The sequence below is a fragment of the Bacteroides sp. 1_1_14 genome, from assembly GCF_000162515.1.
Classification (GTDB): domain Bacteria; phylum Bacteroidota; class Bacteroidia; order Bacteroidales; family Bacteroidaceae; genus Bacteroides; species Bacteroides thetaiotaomicron.
Map to the genome: position 1 here is coordinate 745,302 of NZ_GG774703.1, position 17,348 is coordinate 762,649.

At 42.5% G+C, this 17,348-nt stretch carries 19 protein-coding genes and 1 pseudogene; 13 read left to right on the forward strand and 7 right to left on the reverse strand.

Annotation, left to right across the window (positions count from 1 at the left end; genetic code table 11):
* Positions 1–613: 613 nt before the first annotated feature.
* The 9 genes from HMPREF9007_RS0124760 (at position 614) to HMPREF9007_RS25935 (ending at position 9,590) form a co-directional block, all read left to right on the forward strand.
* A complete protein-coding gene (locus tag HMPREF9007_RS0124760) occupies positions 614–1,711 on the forward strand; it encodes a glycosyltransferase family 4 protein (RefSeq protein WP_008760674.1) in 1,098 nt (365 codons plus the stop codon).
* A 1-nt stretch (position 1,712) separates the two neighbouring features.
* Complete coding sequence (locus HMPREF9007_RS18150; protein WP_008760675.1) at positions 1,713–2,486, forward strand: glycosyltransferase family 2 protein; 774 nt, start codon at positions 1,713–1,715, stop codon at positions 2,484–2,486.
* Positions 2,487–2,498: 12 nt separating this feature from the next.
* Positions 2,499–3,092, forward strand: a complete 594-nt coding sequence (locus HMPREF9007_RS18145) for a sugar transferase (RefSeq protein ID WP_008760676.1) — start codon at positions 2,499–2,501, stop codon at positions 3,090–3,092.
* A 28-nt stretch (positions 3,093–3,120) separates the two neighbouring features.
* On the forward strand, positions 3,121–4,452 hold the full coding sequence (locus tag HMPREF9007_RS18140; RefSeq protein ID WP_032850175.1) for a DegT/DnrJ/EryC1/StrS family aminotransferase: 1,332 nt from the start codon (positions 3,121–3,123) through the stop codon (positions 4,450–4,452).
* 144 nt (positions 4,453–4,596) lie between these two features.
* Positions 4,597–4,752 (forward strand): hypothetical protein, encoded by a 156-nt coding sequence (locus tag HMPREF9007_RS27045; RefSeq protein WP_165000509.1) that lies wholly within the window; start codon positions 4,597–4,599, stop codon positions 4,750–4,752.
* A 71-nt stretch (positions 4,753–4,823) separates the two neighbouring features.
* Entirely contained in the window at positions 4,824–5,120 is a 297-nt protein-coding gene (locus HMPREF9007_RS0124765) for a hypothetical protein (protein WP_129593453.1), read from the forward strand.
* Between the two features lie 893 nt (positions 5,121–6,013).
* Entirely contained in the window at positions 6,014–6,808 is a 795-nt protein-coding gene (locus HMPREF9007_RS18135) for a polysaccharide biosynthesis/export family protein (RefSeq protein ID WP_008760680.1), read from the forward strand.
* 12 nt (positions 6,809–6,820) lie between these two features.
* The gene (locus tag HMPREF9007_RS18130; protein WP_008760681.1) at positions 6,821–9,268 is read left to right on the forward strand and encodes a tyrosine-protein kinase; all 2,448 of its coding nucleotides are present in this window, start codon (positions 6,821–6,823) and stop codon (positions 9,266–9,268) included.
* A gap of 88 nt (positions 9,269–9,356) precedes the next feature.
* Positions 9,357–9,590 (forward strand): DUF4248 domain-containing protein, encoded by a 234-nt coding sequence (locus HMPREF9007_RS25935; protein ID WP_008760682.1) that lies wholly within the window; start codon positions 9,357–9,359, stop codon positions 9,588–9,590.
* A 73-nt stretch (positions 9,591–9,663) separates the two neighbouring features.
* Here HMPREF9007_RS25935 and HMPREF9007_RS18125 read toward each other — a convergent pair whose 3' ends face one another.
* The 4 genes and pseudogenes from HMPREF9007_RS18125 to HMPREF9007_RS18115 form a co-directional block, all read right to left on the reverse strand.
* Positions 9,664–10,107 (reverse strand): N-acetylmuramoyl-L-alanine amidase, encoded by a 444-nt coding sequence (locus HMPREF9007_RS18125; RefSeq protein WP_008760683.1) that lies wholly within the window; start codon positions 10,105–10,107, stop codon positions 9,664–9,666.
* A 9-nt stretch (positions 10,108–10,116) separates the two neighbouring features.
* On the reverse strand, positions 10,117–10,218 hold the full coding sequence (locus tag HMPREF9007_RS27050) for a smalltalk protein (RefSeq protein ID WP_008766084.1): 102 nt from the start codon (positions 10,216–10,218) through the stop codon (positions 10,117–10,119).
* 34 nt (positions 10,219–10,252) lie between these two features.
* Complete coding sequence (locus tag HMPREF9007_RS18120; RefSeq protein ID WP_008760684.1) at positions 10,253–10,750, reverse strand: HU family DNA-binding protein; 498 nt, start codon at positions 10,748–10,750, stop codon at positions 10,253–10,255.
* 258 nt (positions 10,751–11,008) lie between these two features.
* Positions 11,009–13,335: pseudogene (locus tag HMPREF9007_RS18115) on the reverse strand (DUF3987 domain-containing protein).
* 153 nt (positions 13,336–13,488) lie between these two features.
* Between HMPREF9007_RS18115 and HMPREF9007_RS18110 the strand changes: the two are divergent.
* Entirely contained in the window at positions 13,489–13,848 is a 360-nt protein-coding gene (locus HMPREF9007_RS18110; protein WP_008760685.1) for a hypothetical protein, read from the forward strand.
* Positions 13,849–13,871: 23 nt separating this feature from the next.
* Here HMPREF9007_RS18110 and HMPREF9007_RS18105 read toward each other — a convergent pair whose 3' ends face one another.
* Genes HMPREF9007_RS18105 through HMPREF9007_RS18095 form a run of 3 tightly spaced genes read right to left on the reverse strand, consistent with a single transcriptional unit; the run spans position 13,872 to position 14,735 of the window.
* On the reverse strand, positions 13,872–14,129 hold the full coding sequence (locus HMPREF9007_RS18105; protein WP_008760686.1) for a hypothetical protein: 258 nt from the start codon (positions 14,127–14,129) through the stop codon (positions 13,872–13,874).
* An 8-nt stretch (positions 14,130–14,137) separates the two neighbouring features.
* Complete coding sequence (locus tag HMPREF9007_RS18100) at positions 14,138–14,497, reverse strand: phage holin family protein (RefSeq protein ID WP_008760687.1); 360 nt, start codon at positions 14,495–14,497, stop codon at positions 14,138–14,140.
* A gap of 28 nt (positions 14,498–14,525) precedes the next feature.
* Complete coding sequence (locus HMPREF9007_RS18095; protein ID WP_008760688.1) at positions 14,526–14,735, reverse strand: YtxH domain-containing protein; 210 nt, start codon at positions 14,733–14,735, stop codon at positions 14,526–14,528.
* Positions 14,736–14,936: 201 nt separating this feature from the next.
* Here HMPREF9007_RS18095 and HMPREF9007_RS18090 point away from each other — a divergent pair, with 201 nt between their 5' ends.
* The 3 genes from HMPREF9007_RS18090 to cysQ all read left to right on the forward strand — a co-directional run bounded on the left by HMPREF9007_RS18090 (position 14,937) and on the right by cysQ (position 17,337).
* Positions 14,937–15,707, forward strand: a complete 771-nt coding sequence (locus HMPREF9007_RS18090) for an SDR family NAD(P)-dependent oxidoreductase (RefSeq protein WP_008760689.1) — start codon at positions 14,937–14,939, stop codon at positions 15,705–15,707.
* A gap of 117 nt (positions 15,708–15,824) precedes the next feature.
* Positions 15,825–16,319, forward strand: coding sequence for an SPOR domain-containing protein (locus HMPREF9007_RS18085; protein ID WP_008766080.1), 495 nt, complete (start codon positions 15,825–15,827; stop codon positions 16,317–16,319).
* A gap of 193 nt (positions 16,320–16,512) precedes the next feature.
* Positions 16,513–17,337 carry a 3'(2'),5'-bisphosphate nucleotidase CysQ gene (gene cysQ / locus HMPREF9007_RS18080; protein ID WP_008760691.1) on the forward strand — a complete coding sequence of 275 codons (825 nt, stop codon included), beginning with the start codon at positions 16,513–16,515 and terminating at the stop codon, positions 17,335–17,337.
* The last annotated feature ends 11 nt before the right edge of the window (positions 17,338–17,348 follow it).

The window sequence follows — 17,348 nt, forward strand, 5'->3', positions numbered from 1 at the left end:
TAGCCTAATACTCCTATGGGTTATAGCAATGACGATGGTGGTGCTTTACCATTGTACTTACTATTATGTTTATCCGTCTTGGTTGTTTAGCGAGGGACCATATAACTCATAGTTGAAGGTTGTGACTACTTTTTTTAATGGAAGGTATTCTATTTTTTTTGTCTTTTTTTCTTGACATGATATGTCATGTAACGAAGGGGAAATATGACTTTGTATTGTGATAGGATATTTTGGATGAGCATAATAGGTACTTTGATTGTGCTCTTTGTATTGTGCCCCGTTCATTGTTTGTGTGATAATATGGTTAGGGAATTTGTCAACCTTATGGTAATAATAGCTGTTTCATTGATTCTGAACTTTTCGATTTCAAAGAAGATAATGGGGCATTGTAGCGAACTTTTTGGATAATTCTATGGGCATTATCTTATCCATCATATTATTATCAGTTATGTGGTAATGGTACGTACTTTCGATAAAGCTGTGGCTTGATACGACGAACTGTTATTTCGGAGCGTTGATGTTGTTTTTGTCTGCTCTTAGCTATTAGTATCCTGTGTAACAGATTCAATGTGGCGAGATTCATGATAAGAGGTAAAATCAAATAATAACATATATGAAACTGTGTTTTTTCATTGACGATATTACGCACACAGGAGGAATCGAACGAGTGGTTTCTCTCTTATGTGGTCAGTTTGCAGTCAGTCATCAGGATTTGGAGATAGAGATTGTTTCTCAGTTTAGATCAAGTAAAGTATTGGCTTACGAATTTGTCGGAGCCAAGATTACTTATTTGTCAGAAAAGGATTATGACGCTAAGCCGCATTCGTTTCAGAGAATGTTTCGCATTCTTGGCAATGTGCTGAATGTGCGCAAACATTTCAAGAAGAATAAGTATGATGTAATTGTGGGGCAGTCGTATCCAAACAATATCTTGTTGTATTTGGCTGGTGTGGATCTTAGCAATGTGATTGCTGCAGAGCATGTGTATTATGACTACTATGGTAGCTTTCTGAAGAAGTTACGACTCCACGTCTACAAGAAGTGTTTCAAAGTGGTAGTATTGACATCGAAAGATAAGGAGTGCTATGATAATCACTTTCCATCAGAGCATACTTACTTGATTCCAAATCCTGTAGTATTGACTGAAACCTTTGCTTCTCCGCTTGATAGCAAAGTGGCTATTGCTGTTGGGCGTATTCAGTATCAGAAAGGTTTTGATACATTGGTAGAGGTGTTCAAGCGTGTGCATGAAAAGCATCCGGATTGGATTGTTCAGATCTATGGTGATGGCAGCCTGAGAGCGGAACTTGAGCAGCAGATTGCAGGTGCAGGCCTAAATGGCATTATTAATCTGATGGGATGCTCAAATGAGATTTACAAGAAGCTTCGTGATGCAGCCTTCTACATCATGTCATCCCGCTTTGAAGGTTTCCCTATGGTGCTTATTGAGGCTCAGTCTCAGGGTATACCTATCGTTAGTTTTGACTGCCCTAATGGTCCTTGGGACATCATTGATAATGGTGTGAACGGCATCCTTGTAGAAGACCAGAACAAGGATGCTCTCTGTGATGGTATCTGCTACATGATAGAGCATCCGGAGGAACGCAAGGCTATGGGTAAGAAGTCCCTCAAAAATGTTGACCAGTATAGTACGGTCGTGGTCTGTAATATGTGGAAAAGGCTGTTTGAGGAGATTATAAGGAAAAAGTAATATGCAAGATTATGGATTAGTATCTATTATCACGCCAACATGGGCGTGTGCAGGATTTATTAGTGAGACCATCAAGAGTGTTCAGACTCAAACATACCAAAATTGGGAATTGCTGATTCAGGATGATTGTAGTACGGATGGTACAGATAGGGTGGTGGAAGCTTTAGCACAGGAAGACCCTCGCATTAAATATGAGTGCAATCCTAAAAAGAGTGGTGCTGCTATCACTCGCAACAATGCCCTTCGACGTGCGAAGGGGCGCTGGATTGCGTTCTTGGACAGCGATGACCTGTGGTTACCAAAGAAGTTTGAGCATCAGTTGAAATTTATGGTGGAGAACAACTATGCCTTCTCTTATCATGAATATACAGAGATGAATGAGGATGGTAAGGAGTTGGGGGTGTATGTGAGTGGAAAAAAATGCGTGAGCGAGTTTGATATGTACGCTTGCTGTTGGCCTGGATGTTTAGCTGTGATGTATGATGTAGAGAAGATAGGTCTGGTTCAGATAAAGGATGTGAAAAAGAACAATGATACTGCCATGTGGCTGAAGGTGGTGAAGAAGGCTCCTTGCTACCTGCTGAAGGAGAACCTGGCTCGTTATCGTCGACGTTCTGTATCTATCACTCCAAAGCCTCTGTACAAGCGAATTTGGGCGCATTATCCGCTGTTCCATATTGCTGAAGAGATGAATCCAGTAAGGGCTACCTTTTGGGTACTAATGAATGTATTAGGTAATGCGTTTAAGAAGATTTTTTATGTTAAGCATATCTAAAGACAGAAACTTATGAAGCGACTTTTTGATATTATCGCCAGTGCTTGTGGCTTGCTCGTTTTGAGTCCAGTCTTCCTGATTATGGCTATCTGGATTAAGCAGGACAGTAATGGACCTGTCTTCTACCGTCAGGTACGTGTGGGACGGCACAACAAGGATTTTCGTATCTTCAAGTTCCGCTCGATGCGAGTTGGTGCTGATAAGGGTGGCCTTGTGACCATTGGTGGTCGAGACCCTCGTATCACTCGTAGTGGTTACTTCATTCGTAAGTACAAATTGGATGAGTTCCCTCAGTTAATCAATGTGTTCTTGGGTGAGATGAGTGTGGTTGGTCCACGCCCTGAGGTGCGTCACTATGTGAACTACTGGACCCCTGAGCAAATGCATGTCCTTGATGTTCGACCTGGTATCACCGATCCAGCCTCTATCAAGTTCCGCAATGAGAATGAGTTAATGGAGAAAGCGGAGGATCCTGAGGATTATTACATCAATGTAATCATGCAAGAGAAGATCAAACTTTATTTGGAATACATACAGAATGCTTCATGTTGGTCTGATATTAAGTTGATATTCAAAACATTCAAAGTAATTATTACAGAAAGATAATATAATAATATCAAAAATAAAAAGTACAATGAGTACAGATTTGAAAAGAAGGAACATTCCTTTTAGCCCTCCAGATATGACAGAGGTAGAGGCTAACGAAGTGCGTGATGCTATCTTGAGCGGTTGGATCACAACTGGTCCTCGCACAAAGAAACTAGAAAAACTCGTAGCTCAGTATGTAGGCGTGAATACTGATAAGGATGAGAAGACTCCAAACTGTGTGTGCTTGAACTCACAGACTGCATGTGCTGAGATGGCATTGCGTATTTTAGGTATCGGAGCTGGAGATGAAGTGATTGTTCCTGCGTATACATATACAGCAAGTGCATCTATCATTGATCACGTAGGAGCAAAGATTGTCTTTGTTGATGTGCAGAGTGATTGCCTTGAGATGGACTATGATGTCGTAGAGGCTGCTATCACTGAGCATACAAAGGCAATTATTCCTGTAGATCTTGGTGGCGTACCTTGTGACTATGATCGTATCATGGCAATTGTAAAGCGCAAGGAGGGTTTGTTTCGTCCAAAGACAGATCTCCAAAAGAAGATTGGTCGTATTGCAATCTGTTCTGACTGTGCACATTCATTCGGTGGCTACCGTATGAAGGATGGCAAGAAGATAATGTGTGGCGCTATGGCAGACTTCTCATCATTTAGCTTCCATGCAGTGAAGAACTTTACAACAGCGGAAGGTGGTGCACTGACCTGGAATTTACCTTTCGGAGAAGAACCTGCTGTTCTCGACCTTGATTTGAATCCAGAAAATACCTTCAGTAAAGTATCAATGAATGAAGGTAGCAATTGGAATCAGCGTATTTATCATATCTGTCAGTTGCTTTCACTCCATGGCCAAAATAAGGATGCTTTTGCTAAGACAAAGCTGGGCGCATGGGAATATGACATTGTTGGCCCATGGTTCAAGTGCAACATGACCGATGTCGTAGCAGCTCTTGGTCTCATTCAGTTTGAGCGTTATCCAGAGATGCTTGTAAAGCGTAAGGAAATGATAGAGAAAATGGATACTGCTTTTGCTGACATAAATGTAGCTGTACTGAATCACTATGGCAAGAATCACGTTTCAAGCGGTCACTTATATATTGTTCGTCTATTGGGTAAGACTCGTGAACAGACAAATGAGGTGATTGAAAAGATGGCAGAACGTGGTATTGCTACCAACGTTCACTACAAACCACTTCCTATGATGGTCGCTTATAAGAAGATGGGTTTCGAAATCAAGGATTTCCCCAATGCATATCACATGTTCGAGAACGAAATCACCCTCCCTTTGAATACAAGGATGACAATGGAGGACGTTGACTACGTTATTGAGAATTTCGTGGATATCGTCAAGTCTCTCTAATCTTTTTATCTTATGTCAATGAAAAAACTTAAGAAGGTCATAAGAGGTTTGTGTAGATTCTGCGCATGCATCTATTGACCTTAAAAGACAGACAAAACAAGGTATAACAGAGCAGTGAATAGAATAACTATCAAAGTCAATATTATGATTACAAAAGAATTAAAAAAGAGAGTTGTTGATTTCATAAAAATGGAGCAGCGTTTGGATTCTATGCAGTTCATGACAGCGGAGTATGTGGTTCGTTGCATGCAGATCAGCAAAGAAGATGCTTTTGAAGCTCTCGAAGCACTCAAAAAGTAACAATGGTTATCCAGCAGCACAAGTAAGGCTAATACCTGCAGTTCGATAGGAATATAATAATATCAGAAAATATGAAATTCACATACATTTCCCATAAAAAGACGATGAGCATTACATTGTTTATATATCGTAGGTGTTTGGAGATAGTCCATAAGGGGGCTCTTTCTCGTATTGCGGCTTTCCTTGGTATGTCCATCAGCAAATCTGCCAGCAAACCTTCTATGGTTGGTGATACCAATTCATATGTTAAGTCAAATTGGGCAGATGTATTGGAAAAACTGTGTGTGAAGGAACTGGAACTGACTAGAGAAGTTCATCAAGGCAGGCCCCGATACCCCTGTGGTAAAAGCGTCGCGCTGAAACCATGATACCCTGAAGATGCTACTTTGGACCTTTGTATATTATGATAAGAGGACGAGGAAGGAGAACTTATTGATTGCCGGTGACTTTGATGATAAGGAGCCTGATGGAACCGATGGCAATATTGAACTTTCTCCAACGACAAAATACTCAATGACATCTAACCTTGTGAAAGCAGTCTGCGAATTGCACTACAATTCTTAAGTAGTAGTGTTTAGAGTATTCTATAAATTCATCAGGAAGGGGGGGGATATATGAGAATATGTATTGGGAACGTTTCGAGGAGAGTTATGGAACATTTGTCTTGATGGTGACAAGGTAGACTTTGATACCCTTGAATGAGGGCACTATACACTCAATGCTTGACAATGCTATCTCGGCTTGACTATAGCGATATCATGACCTTCTTTGAGGTCATAAAGAGGCTGGAGGCTGTAATAGTCCAAAAGGAGGGGAAGAAGTAAATCACCTATTTGTCGGATGGCAGATTACGAATAACGTTAATAGTGAATTAATGGCAGGAGAAAACGACCGTAACTTTATCGCCTTCTATGGCGATACGTTTCTGAAAACCACCACTTCCCCAATAAGTATACCACGCTCCTGAATAAAATAAAATTTGTCCGTCGAAAGATAAGTCAGAGTACGTTGGAGGAATGGAAACTGAAGATGTTCCTTGAAATAGCGGCCGTGAGGGATATGGATGAGCATACCGGAGGGAGAAAGAAGAAGGGGTAGGAAGGTAAATAAAGATAGCTTGAGCCCTGTTTTATCCAATTACGATATAAAAAAGAAGTTATTTGATGATGCAGATCAACATAACCGTATTGGTCGGGCTAAATGGGGATACCCGGTCTTGCGAAGAACGAAGAATTGTATAACCCCACTAAGAAAGAAATATATGAAACGATTGAAACAATTATTCTATTGCGTATTGGCGGCATTAATGTTTACTGGCTGCCAGTCCTACAAAAAAGTACCTTACCTGCAGGATGCTGAATTTGTATTGTATAGTACTCAAGATGCAGAGCTGTATGATGCAAAGATTATGCCTAAAGATCTACTGACTATTGTCGTGTCATGTACTAGTCCTGAACTGGCTGCGCCTTTTAATCTGACAGTGGCTACGCAGAATAGTGTAGCTTTGAGTTATACAACTACCCAACCTGTTCTGCAGCAATACCTAGTTGATAACGACGGTAATATAAACTTCCCTGTACTGGGTGAACTTCATGTGGGTGGATTGACCAAGAAGGCAACCGAACAAATGATCGTGGAAAAACTGAAACCTTATATTACGGAAACTCCTATTGTAACGGTACGTATGGTGAATTATAAGATTTCCGTGATTGGTGAAGTTGCCCGTCCCGGTACATTTACGATTTCCAATGAAAAAGTGAACATTCTAGAAGCTTTGGCTATGGCAGGTGATATGACCGTATATGGTCTACGTGATGATGTTAAGCTGATACGGGAGAATGCCAATGGTAAGCAGGAAATTATTCCTTTGGATCTGAACAAGGCGGAGACTATTCTTTCTCCTTATTACTATCTGCAGCAGAATGATATTATTTATGTAACTCCGAATAAGGCAAAAGCACGAAATTCGGATATCGGTACTAGTACAAGCTTGTGGTTCTCTGCTACTTCGATCCTTGTTTCTATTGCCAGTTTGTTGTTTAACATCTTGAAATAAAAAGAAAGAGTTATGAAGGAAGAAAATCAAAACGTGAAGGTACGTGAACTGACTGAGGAGCAAATTGATTTCCGGGCGCTTCTTTTTAAATATATCATTCATTGGCCCTGGTTTGTAGGTGCGGTGTTGTTATGCTTGGTTGGTGCTTGGTTTTATCTGCACTGGGCTACGCCAATTTATAATATTTCCGCTACAGTTTTGATAAAAGACGAGAAGAAGGGTGGAGGTGCAGGACTTTCTTCGGAATTGGAGGATATGGGATTAAGCGGCCTGATGACTTCCTCTAAAAATATTGATAATGAGTTGGAGGTTCTGCGTTCGAAAACACTTGTAAAAGAGGTTGTTAATCAGTTGGCGTTGTATATAACCTATAAAGATGAGGATGAGTTTCCTACTAAAGGTTTATATAAGACCTCTCCGGTGCAGGTAAGCTTGACATCTCAGGAGGCTGAGAAATTAACTGCACCGATGATGGTGGAAATGACCTTGCAACCTGAAGGTAGTATGGATGTGAATGTGACTGTAGGTGAGAAGGGGTATCAGAAGCATTTTGAAAAGTTGCCTGCTATCTTTCCGACTGATGAAGGTACATTGGCTTTCTTTCAGGAAGTTGATTCGGTTACCTTACAGGATGGAACGAAAGTTCCTCGGATAGGGAAGAGTGTACGTCATATAACTGCGACAATAAACAAACCGATGAGAGTGGCAAGAGGATATTGTAACAGCTTGTCTATTGCCCCTACTTCTAAGACTACTTCCGTAGCCGTAATTTCATTGAAGAACTCCAGTTTGCAGCGTGGTCAGGATTTTATCAACCAGTTGCTTGAAATGTATAATCGCAATACGAACAATGATAAGAACGAAATTGCCCAGAAAACAGCAGAGTTTATCGATGAACGTATTGGCATTATCTCAAAAGAATTGGGTAGTACAGAAGCTAATCTGGAGTCCTTCAAGCGTGATGCCGGTATCACGGATTTGACGAGTGAAGCTCAGATAGCCTTGGCCGGTAATGCGGAATATGAAAAGAAGAGTGTGGAGAATCGTACTCAAATCAGCTTGGTGAATGACTTGCGTAAGTATTTGCGAGGTAATGAATATGAAGTTTTGCCAAGTAATGTGGGTTTACAGGATGCTGCCTTGATTGGAGCGATTGAACGTTATAACGAGATGCTTATTGAACGTAAACGCCTGCTGCGTACGTCAACAGAGAATAATCCCACGATTGTTAACTTGGATACGAGTATCCGTGCCATGAAAGCCAATGTGCAGGCTACTCTTGAAGGAACCTTGCAGGGACTGATGATTACCAAAGAGAGCCTTGACCGTGAAGCGAGTCGCTATTCCCGCCGTATCAGCAACGCTCCGGGGCAGGAACGTGCTTATGTAAGTATTGCCCGTCAGCAGGAGATCAAGGCCGGATTGTATCTGATGTTGTTACAGAAACGTGAAGAGAATGCTATTGCGCTTGCTGCTACTGCGAATAATGCGAAGATCATTGATGAAGCGATAGCTGACGATATTCCGGTATCTCCCAAACGCTCTATGATCTATTTGATTGCATTGGTACTTGGTGTTGGAATTCCGATTGGTATCATCTATTTGATTGAACTGACTAAATTCAAGATCGAAGGTCGTGCCGATGTAGAGAAACTGACAAGTGTGCCTGTTGTCGGTGATATTCCATTAACTGATGAGAAGAATGATAAGAATGGTTCTATCGCTGTCTTCGAGAACAAGAATAATCTGATGAGTGAAACCTTCCGTAATATTCGAACCAATCTTCAGTTTATGCTCGATAATGATCAAAAGGTGATTCTTGTGACTTCGACTGTCAGTGGTGAAGGTAAATCATTCGTTTCCTCGAACCTGGCAATCAGTCTTTCTCTTTTGGGAAAGAAGGTGGTGATTGTAGGTCTCGATATTCGTAAGCCAGGACTGAATAAAGTATTCCAGCTCTCTAATAAGGAGAGAGGTATTACTCAGTATCTTTCCAATCCTGAAACGGATTTGATGGAACTTGTTCAGCCTTCTGATGTAAATAAGAATCTGTTTATTCTTCCGGGTGGTACTGTTCCTCCTAATCCAACAGAACTGTTGGCTCGTAACGGTCTGGATAAAGCGATTGAAACCTTGAAGAAGAACTTCGATTATGTCATTCTTGATACTGCTCCTATCGGCATGGTAACGGATACCTTATTAATCGGCCGTATAGCAGACTTGTCAGTTTACGTGTGCCGTGCTGACTACACTCATAAGGCGGAATATACATTGATCAATGAACTGTCTTTTGAGAAGAAGCTGCCTAATCTTTGTACTGTCATCAACGGTGTAGACCTGAAGAAGCGAAAATACGGTTATTACTACGGCTACGGTAAGTATGGCAAGCATTACGGATATGGCAAACGTTATGGTTACGGCTATGGATATGGTCAGACCAAAAGTAAAAGAAAAGACTAGTAAATTTGAAATAAAATATGAAAAAAGCGTAGGAAATGGGTGAATAATTTTGTATCTTTATTGCTTATAAACCAAGCATAAAGATACAATGAATCAACCTGATTTTGTAGTGAAATGCTACAATAAACAAGACTTAGCCCAAATGTATTTCCCTGATATAACTGTTCGCGCTTCAGTAAATAAACTTCGTCGCTGGATGCGTAGATGTCAACCATTAATGGATGAGATACTTTCTACGGATTTTCATCCGAAAACGAAAGCTTTTTCTGTGCGGGAAGTAAGGTTAATCACCTACTATTTGGGTAAGCCGGGAGATTTGTAACCCCAAATCTTTTTTATTCATTCAACAAAAAAACTACGGGAGGCAGCACTTTCGCCATCTCCCGTAGTTTTTTTTATAATCCTGAATATTCTTTTCTCGGATCGTAGCAAGGACATGCCTTGTGGATCGTAGCACTCAGCTGATAATGTCCCGCTATCTGCGCCTCCGGATACTGATGCTTGAGAATCGTCAACAGATCGAGCAGAGCAAAGCGTTGTGCCGTAGTTCTCGTATCCGCCGGTCTGCCATTTTCATCCAGCCCGCCTTCATAACAAATCCCGATACTATGCCTGTTAAATCCACGCACATGGGCACCGATTTCGGAGACGGGACGACAATGATGAAGAACTCCGTCCCGGGTGATATAAAAATGATAGCCAATATCACGAAAACCCCGTTGCAAATGACATTCTCGAAGCCGTTCTACAGGGAAGGAAACATTGCAGCGCGTAGCGCTGCAATGAATCACCAACAACTTAATCTCTCTCGGGAGATACTCATCTTTAGAACTTTCCATGCGGATGTATTACAGATGAGCCGTACAGGACGTTACCCCGATAGCAGAAATGATAGACGTTGCAATTGTCACAATGAACTGAAGAATATTCTTCCAAACTTGCTTTTTCATACAATTTTAATCTTTAATAGTAAATAATGATTGATTAAACAGTCGGGTCCGGAGCTTCATCGCCATCGTCACCTGAACCACCGCCGGGCTGATCGCCCTTACCATCGTCCGGCAACGGTTCGTCTCCCGAATCGGGCTTACCGTCACTCTTATACAGTGCAAAGTCCAGTGTTTTACACAACTTGCGGAGATCACTTCCCGGATAGAAAAGCACTTTACCTTTCTCGATACACGATGCCTTGAATTCCTTCTCCGTTGCGGTAGCCGTTGCCGTCTTAAGACTCATGCGGAAATTCCCCAGATCGCCCATCTGAACGATATTCCCTTCATTCAGTACATTGACGATTTCGAGTAGAAACTCTCCGATACAACCTTCCAACTCGCCTTTTGAATAAGACGAACGTTCGGTAATACGTTTGCAGACCTCCTTGACGGTCACTTTCCGTCCGCTACGTGCCACTGCATAATACTTGGGAGCTTCACTAGGTTTCAACAGGTTCTTGCGAGCCATAACAACATAATTCTGTGCCATAATTTTTAATACTTAATACTTATTACTTAATATTTATTACCTGTAACCGATTACACAACAAAGATACTACATGGGCAAGTGCCCGTGATGTGCACTGACGCACACAGACGCACTGATAAAAGGAAAAAACATTGAGAAGATTGTATTGAATCTTCCCAATGTTTGCATCCGATCATTGAGAAGGTTTTTTCAAACTTTCCAATGTTTTCAGAGAGTCTTCAAAAGGACAAAAGGACAAAAATGACAGATAGGACTATTTTATGAGATCTTCTGATACTTACCATGAGATATCTTATTGATTTTGACGCCAATGAACGATTTTATCAGCCTGCTGATCTTGCGGCGGCTGAAATCGTATTTTACGCCGATCTGCATTGCATCTTCGGTAGTGAATGTTTCTGGCAACTCGCCGATGAACTTCCGTGTACTGTTCGGATCTTTCAACGGATGGAGCTGGGAAGACGGCATGGAAGACAATAATAGCCTGCTATGCTCATAACAGCAGAGAACGATCTGGAGAGAACGATCGAAATCTACATCCTCACAATAGATATCCGGTGCGCCATCATTCGCCTCGAACTGGCGGATGCGTGCCTGGATCATGCTGATGCGCATCACAAGACAGGCATACCGCTTGACAACGGCCTGAAGGTCATCGTTACCTTCCAGAACCACTTCGGCAAGCAGCTTAGAAAACGTATGATTCAGATAATCCCATTGAGAACGGCTGAAGTGAAACAATACAGGATGATTCTTGCAGAAATGATAAAGCTCGAAGACACGATGTGCCAGCGGTTTGAAAGACTCTTCGAGCGAGATACTGTCATCTCCCATGGGCTTCCACTTCGGAATGCTGCGGAAAGTGTAGAGCATGATACGGCTCGGAAGTCCTTTTTCCGAAGTCTCTATCAGTGAAGCCATCTGACTCGGGGTGCCGGTGAGGAACATGGCAAGCATGGGAAAACGGATATAAATGGGGGTTAAGCCATTGATCTTGAAAGCGGAATCGATATTTTCATGCTCGAATGCCTTGCGGAGCATATCGTCAAAGTTACCGCAATCCAGATGATTGGCTGTAGCCAGCGTCTGCGCCTCGGTATCGAATATGATGCTTCCTTGCGGACCGTTGTCCCGCATTTGGATCTGCATACGGCTGTAGCTGGTAGTGGCAGGGAGAAAAAGCATTTTGTAAGCTGGTTTTTCCGGCTCTTCGGGACACTCTTCATGTGCCTTTTTCTTATAAGTACAGTCCAGTTTCCATTGGGTGTACTTATGGTTATAAATTTTCTGCTGAAGTTCGCTATTGGAAAGTATCCAGTCGTGGACCTCTTCCAGCAGATAACGTCCTGTTTGCGCAATGCTCTTGTTGCTCCCAGCGGGGGCAATGCCGAAACTGTAGAAATGGGGAGAATACTTTTTGTGATTATAGATGCCGAATGTGCCGGGCAGTACGGAACTCAATGCGGTGAGGTTGGAGAGAAAGGAAAGATCCTGTTCACGATCACCTTCCTCTTCGAGGATACATTCGTTCAGCAGATCGGGCAGATATTTGTACACGCTTTTGGGAAAACAGGGCGTTTCTTTTCTGAATTCTTCGCCTTGCCAATACGCTTCATCTGCTTCATAGATGTTTTCGGATGGGCTATATGTCACTTTTGTCATTTTGTCCTTATGAAGAGAAGAGCAAAGCGGAGAGGCGGAGACGGATGGAGTAGAGGTAACTTTTTGGTAACCAGATTGTAGGATGCTCCTGATTTCCTGTGCGGGAAAGTCGGAGTGCTCAAAATAAACCGTAATCCCGCGTAATATGCTTTCTTGCGAATATCTTCTCCGGCAAGCTTCGCAGGCGAGTTTAAACAGATTGGTGTGTCGTTGCCCGGCGGTCAATGGATTTAAGAAAATGTAGGACGAAAGGAACAAGTTGACTTCCTCTTCCGAGAAGTTCTCGGAGGTTTCGTTTGCTTTTGCAGGTAGCGGAGGAGAGGGGAGGTTTTCTGCTGTCGGCTGGAACGGTTGTGTTTCCACAGCTGCTTCCAGAACGAATGACTGATAGAGACTGGCTACGTATCCGTCCGGTGAATAGGTGAAATAGCACAGGCGGCTTTCGTCTTTACAGGCGGGATCGCTGGTGAGCCCGGTCAGCTGGTCGTAGTAACGGCTGACCAATAGCTGCCCTTCTCGGTGATGGCCTTCGATGCCTTCCACATAGGCGAAGATTTTCACACCGTCCGTAGGGCTTTCCAGAGCAGCTACGGTATGAGGGTCGGCAGCGCAAAGACGGATAATCTCCAGCCGATTGGGAACGTGGTCGTAGTCGAGTCCGATAATGTGACTGGGCAACTGGAAATTTCGGATGGCATGCGCTCCGTCGAAGGTGCCGGCAGGAGTGAAGCAGGGGAGCTGGCTTTTTAGTTTTGGGCGGCTTCATGGTCGCCTTCCTGATGATACCGCCGGATGGATTGGATGATGGAAGCATAAACCGGATGAATACACATAAAGATGACTTCGAGGAAAGACATGATTTTAGGCTTTTTGGAATACACATTTTCGTAAACGGAAACTTTAATTTCTTCGAGTACTTGCATTTGATTTTGATGTTTTATGATTGTATATCCCACTATCGGGATAGCGGGTGCAAAGGTAAAGGAGGGTGAATTAGAACTTGTTTCATAGGTTGAAACAGATTGAATAACCAAATATATATCTATTTTTTATTAAATTTTAAACAAAGAGTAAACATGACAAAAGAAAATCATGGACCTTATGAGTTTTTGGGAAGTATGGTAGTGAACCTGATGAATATCGACAAATCGATTTCGTATTCTTTTCTGGAAGATGAGTTGCATATCTCCGGAAGGGATGTGAGTGCCATGCGGCAGGGGAAGGATTTACACGTTTATCAGTACGTGCGTGTCGTCAGCTGTATCATGGATGAGATACATCTGGAAATTCTGTTGAATGCACTGCTGAAGGAATTGAAGAATGTATTTGCAGCCCATTGTGATTTAGTGATCGGTACGATTCCACATCGGCTTTACGGAAACGGACAGCCGGCAGAATGGGTGGTAGTGATGAGATGGGACGGGGTAGGGGTCTGATCCTTCTTGTCATACCCGGATTGCTATCTTAGTCTTCTAAAGTACGTCCGCATTTTTTTCATGATCTTGATACCCAAAACTACTCCGTCAAAGATGGCCATGCCGGTATTGAACGAACGCATGAGCGAATCCGCTTTGTTGGCGGCGGGTGCAAGAGGCGAGAATATTTCGCGGGTGGTGGCCGTCATAGCTCGTTTTTGAGCCTGAATTTCATTCAAGAGCTTCTTTTTGCGTTGGGTGATCTCTTCTAATGTAATTTTGGCAGGTGTTTGCGCACTCATAACTTCATTTATTTTGAATCGGTTAAAAACAAGTTAGCGAGGAAGTTTACCATCGGGGAGATGATAAGCTGTTTGCGGAAAATAATGACTAAAGCCATAATCAGTATATTGATGCCGGCAATGATAGCGAAGCTTGCCATAAGTCCGCCTACCAGAGGTTCCAATACATAAGCCAAGGCAAATAACAGATAAAACAGGGCTACCATGCCAAGGATGATAAGTATTACAATCATGATTAACGTTGAAAGAAGTATGGTCAGCTTCTCCGTCAACTCTAACTTGGTGTATTCTTTTTGAAGTTCCAGATACTTTTTGAACTCAAAAAACAACTGTTGAAAGTTCTCAATACTTTTATCGTCTGCAAACATGGTCGCTCTGTTTTAGTCCTTTACTTACTTATTCTCCTATTTCTCCTTTAATTTCAGCTGCGATTTCGTCAACGAGATTTTCCATTTCGTTGCGGTTCAGCTTGATTCCTTTTTTACGAAGAATTTCTGCGATCTTATTACGGGTATCTTCTCCCTTTTCAGGAGCAAACAAAATACCAAGGGCTGCACCTACGGCTGCACCACCCAGAAAAGCTGCTAATACATTTAATCCTTTCATAATTTATACTGTTTAAAATGATTATGATACAACAAATATAACATTTTTCTCCAAAGGTTGTTCGCAAAAACAGAAAAAAAGTACTTCCTTTTTATCATTCTTGATTTCTTTTATGGTTTAATCTTATTTAACTAGACTTTTGGACTAACAAATGAGACTTAAGGCGTACTTTTGTCATTCAATATTGTAATTCAAAACATAATGAAAGCGAAGATTGTTTTTATAACCGGAGCGAGCAGCGGAATCGGCGAAGGATGCGCCCGTAAATTTGCTAAGGAAGGATGGAACCTGATTTTGAATGCCCGTACAGTGTCGAAGCTGGAAGAACTGAAGGCTGAACTGGAAAAAGAGTATGGAATACAGGTCTGTGTGTTGCCTTTTGATGTTCGCGACCGGAAACAGGCTGCCGCCGCACTGGAAGCGTTGCCGGAAGAATGGAAATCGATTGATGTATTGATTAACAATGCCGGACTGGTGATCGGAGTGGACAAAGAGTTCGAAGGTAGTCTGGACGAGTGGGATATCATGATCGATACGAATATAAGAGGTTTGCTCGCCATGACACGTCTGGTAGTTCCGGGCATGGTGGAACGGGGGTGCGGACACATTATTAATATAGGTTCTATCGCCGGAGATGCCGCCTATCCCGGAGGCAGTGTTTACTGCGCCACCAAAGCTGCTGTGAAGGCACTTTCGGACGGACTTCGGATAGACTTGGTGGATACGCCGCTGCGGGTGACGAATATCAAACCGGGCATGGTGGAAACAAACTTTACAGTGGTCCGTTACCGTGGTGACAAGCAGGCGGCTGACAATTTTTACAAGGGAATCCGCCCGCTGACCGGAGACGATATTGCCGAAACGGTATATTATGCTGCCTCGGCTCCTGCGCATATTCAGATTGCAGAGGTGCTTTTGATGCCGACTTATCAGGCAACGGGCACTATTTCTTATAAGAAGAAGGCAGAATAGACGTTTTTTCGCTCATTTTCTTTGCCGGATGATAAAATTTCTATTATTTTGTTGCCCGAAAACTAAATGTGAACGAACAAGATTATTGAATTATTAATTAAATACAGAATATTGGATATGAAAAAATTGGTCGTATTAGGAATGGGAGTATGCATGGTGCTTGCGTTTGCATCTTGTAAATCCAGTGAAAGCGCCTATAAAAAAGCTTACGAAAAAGCAAAACAGCAAGAATTGGCAGAACCGCAGGTGGAAGCTCCGGTAGAAGTGACTCCGGTTGTTGCAGCTCCTGTGACAACACCTAAGGCTACAGATACAACCGGCGTTCGTCAGGAAAAGGTGACAGTCGTTTCCGGTACCGACGGATTGAAGGATTACAGCGTAGTAGTAGGCAGCTTCGGTGTGAAAGCGAATGCTGAAGGCTTGAAAGACTGGTTGGACGGACAAGGTTACAACGCAACAATCGCATTCAATGCGGAAAAAGCAATGTACCGTGTGATTGTAAGCTCATTCGCTGACAAAGCGGCTGCTGTCGATGCACGTGACGCATTCAAGGCTAAATACCCGAGTCGTACAGACTTCCAGGGAGCTTGGTTGCTGTATCGTATTTATTGATTTCTTTTTGGTAATATATATCGGGATGGATAACCTGTTTTCCCGAAATAAGAAGGCGGTAACTGGGAAGTTACTGCTTTTTTGTTACACATTGTAAATTCGTTTTTTAGAAATTTTTATCATTCTACTAAAAGAAGTTATAAATAGCAGGTGGGAAACTTTTTTCGTAAATAAAGTTTTTACTTTTGTCATTATGAAACAGAAATATGTAATGGCTGCTATCGATGCAGCGTTGAAAGCGGGTGAAAAAATCCTTTCTATCTATGAAGATCCGAAGTCGGATTTTGAAATAGAGAGGAAGGCGGATAACTCTCCCTTAACGATAGCAGACAGGAAAGCCCACGAGGCGATTGTGGCCATTTTGAATGAAACTCCTTTTCCGGTTCTTAGTGAAGAAGGAAAGCATATGGACTATGCAGTGCGGCGAGGCTGGGATACTTTATGGATTGTAGACCCGCTGGACGGAACGAAGGAGTTCATCAAGCGTAACGGAGAATTTACGGTAAATATAGCTTTGGTGCAGAACGCTGTACCTGTAATGGGTGTTATTTACGTGCCTGTAAAAAAAGAACTTTATTTTGCAGTGGAGGGGACAGGTGCCTATAAGTGTTCCGGCATTGTCGGTCTGGAAGACGAGGGAGTGACCTTACAGCAGATGATTGAGAAATCGAAACGGATGCCATTGGCGGATGCGCGCGACCATTTTATTGCTGTCGCTTCCCGTTCACACCTGACGCCTGAAACTGAAACATATATTGCAGACTTAAAAAAGAAACACGGCAATGTGGAACTGATATCAAGCGGAAGTTCTATTAAAATCTGTCTGGTTGCCGAAGGAAAGGCGGATGTCTATCCGCGTTTTGCTCCGACGATGGAATGGGATACGGCTGCCGGACATGCGATAGCCCGTGCCGCAGGGATGGAAGTATATCAGGCAGGGAAGGAGGAACCTTTGCGATATAACAAAGAGGATCTGCTGAATCCGTGGTTTATCGTTGAAGCAAAAAGAGAACGCTAATTAATGTTTAT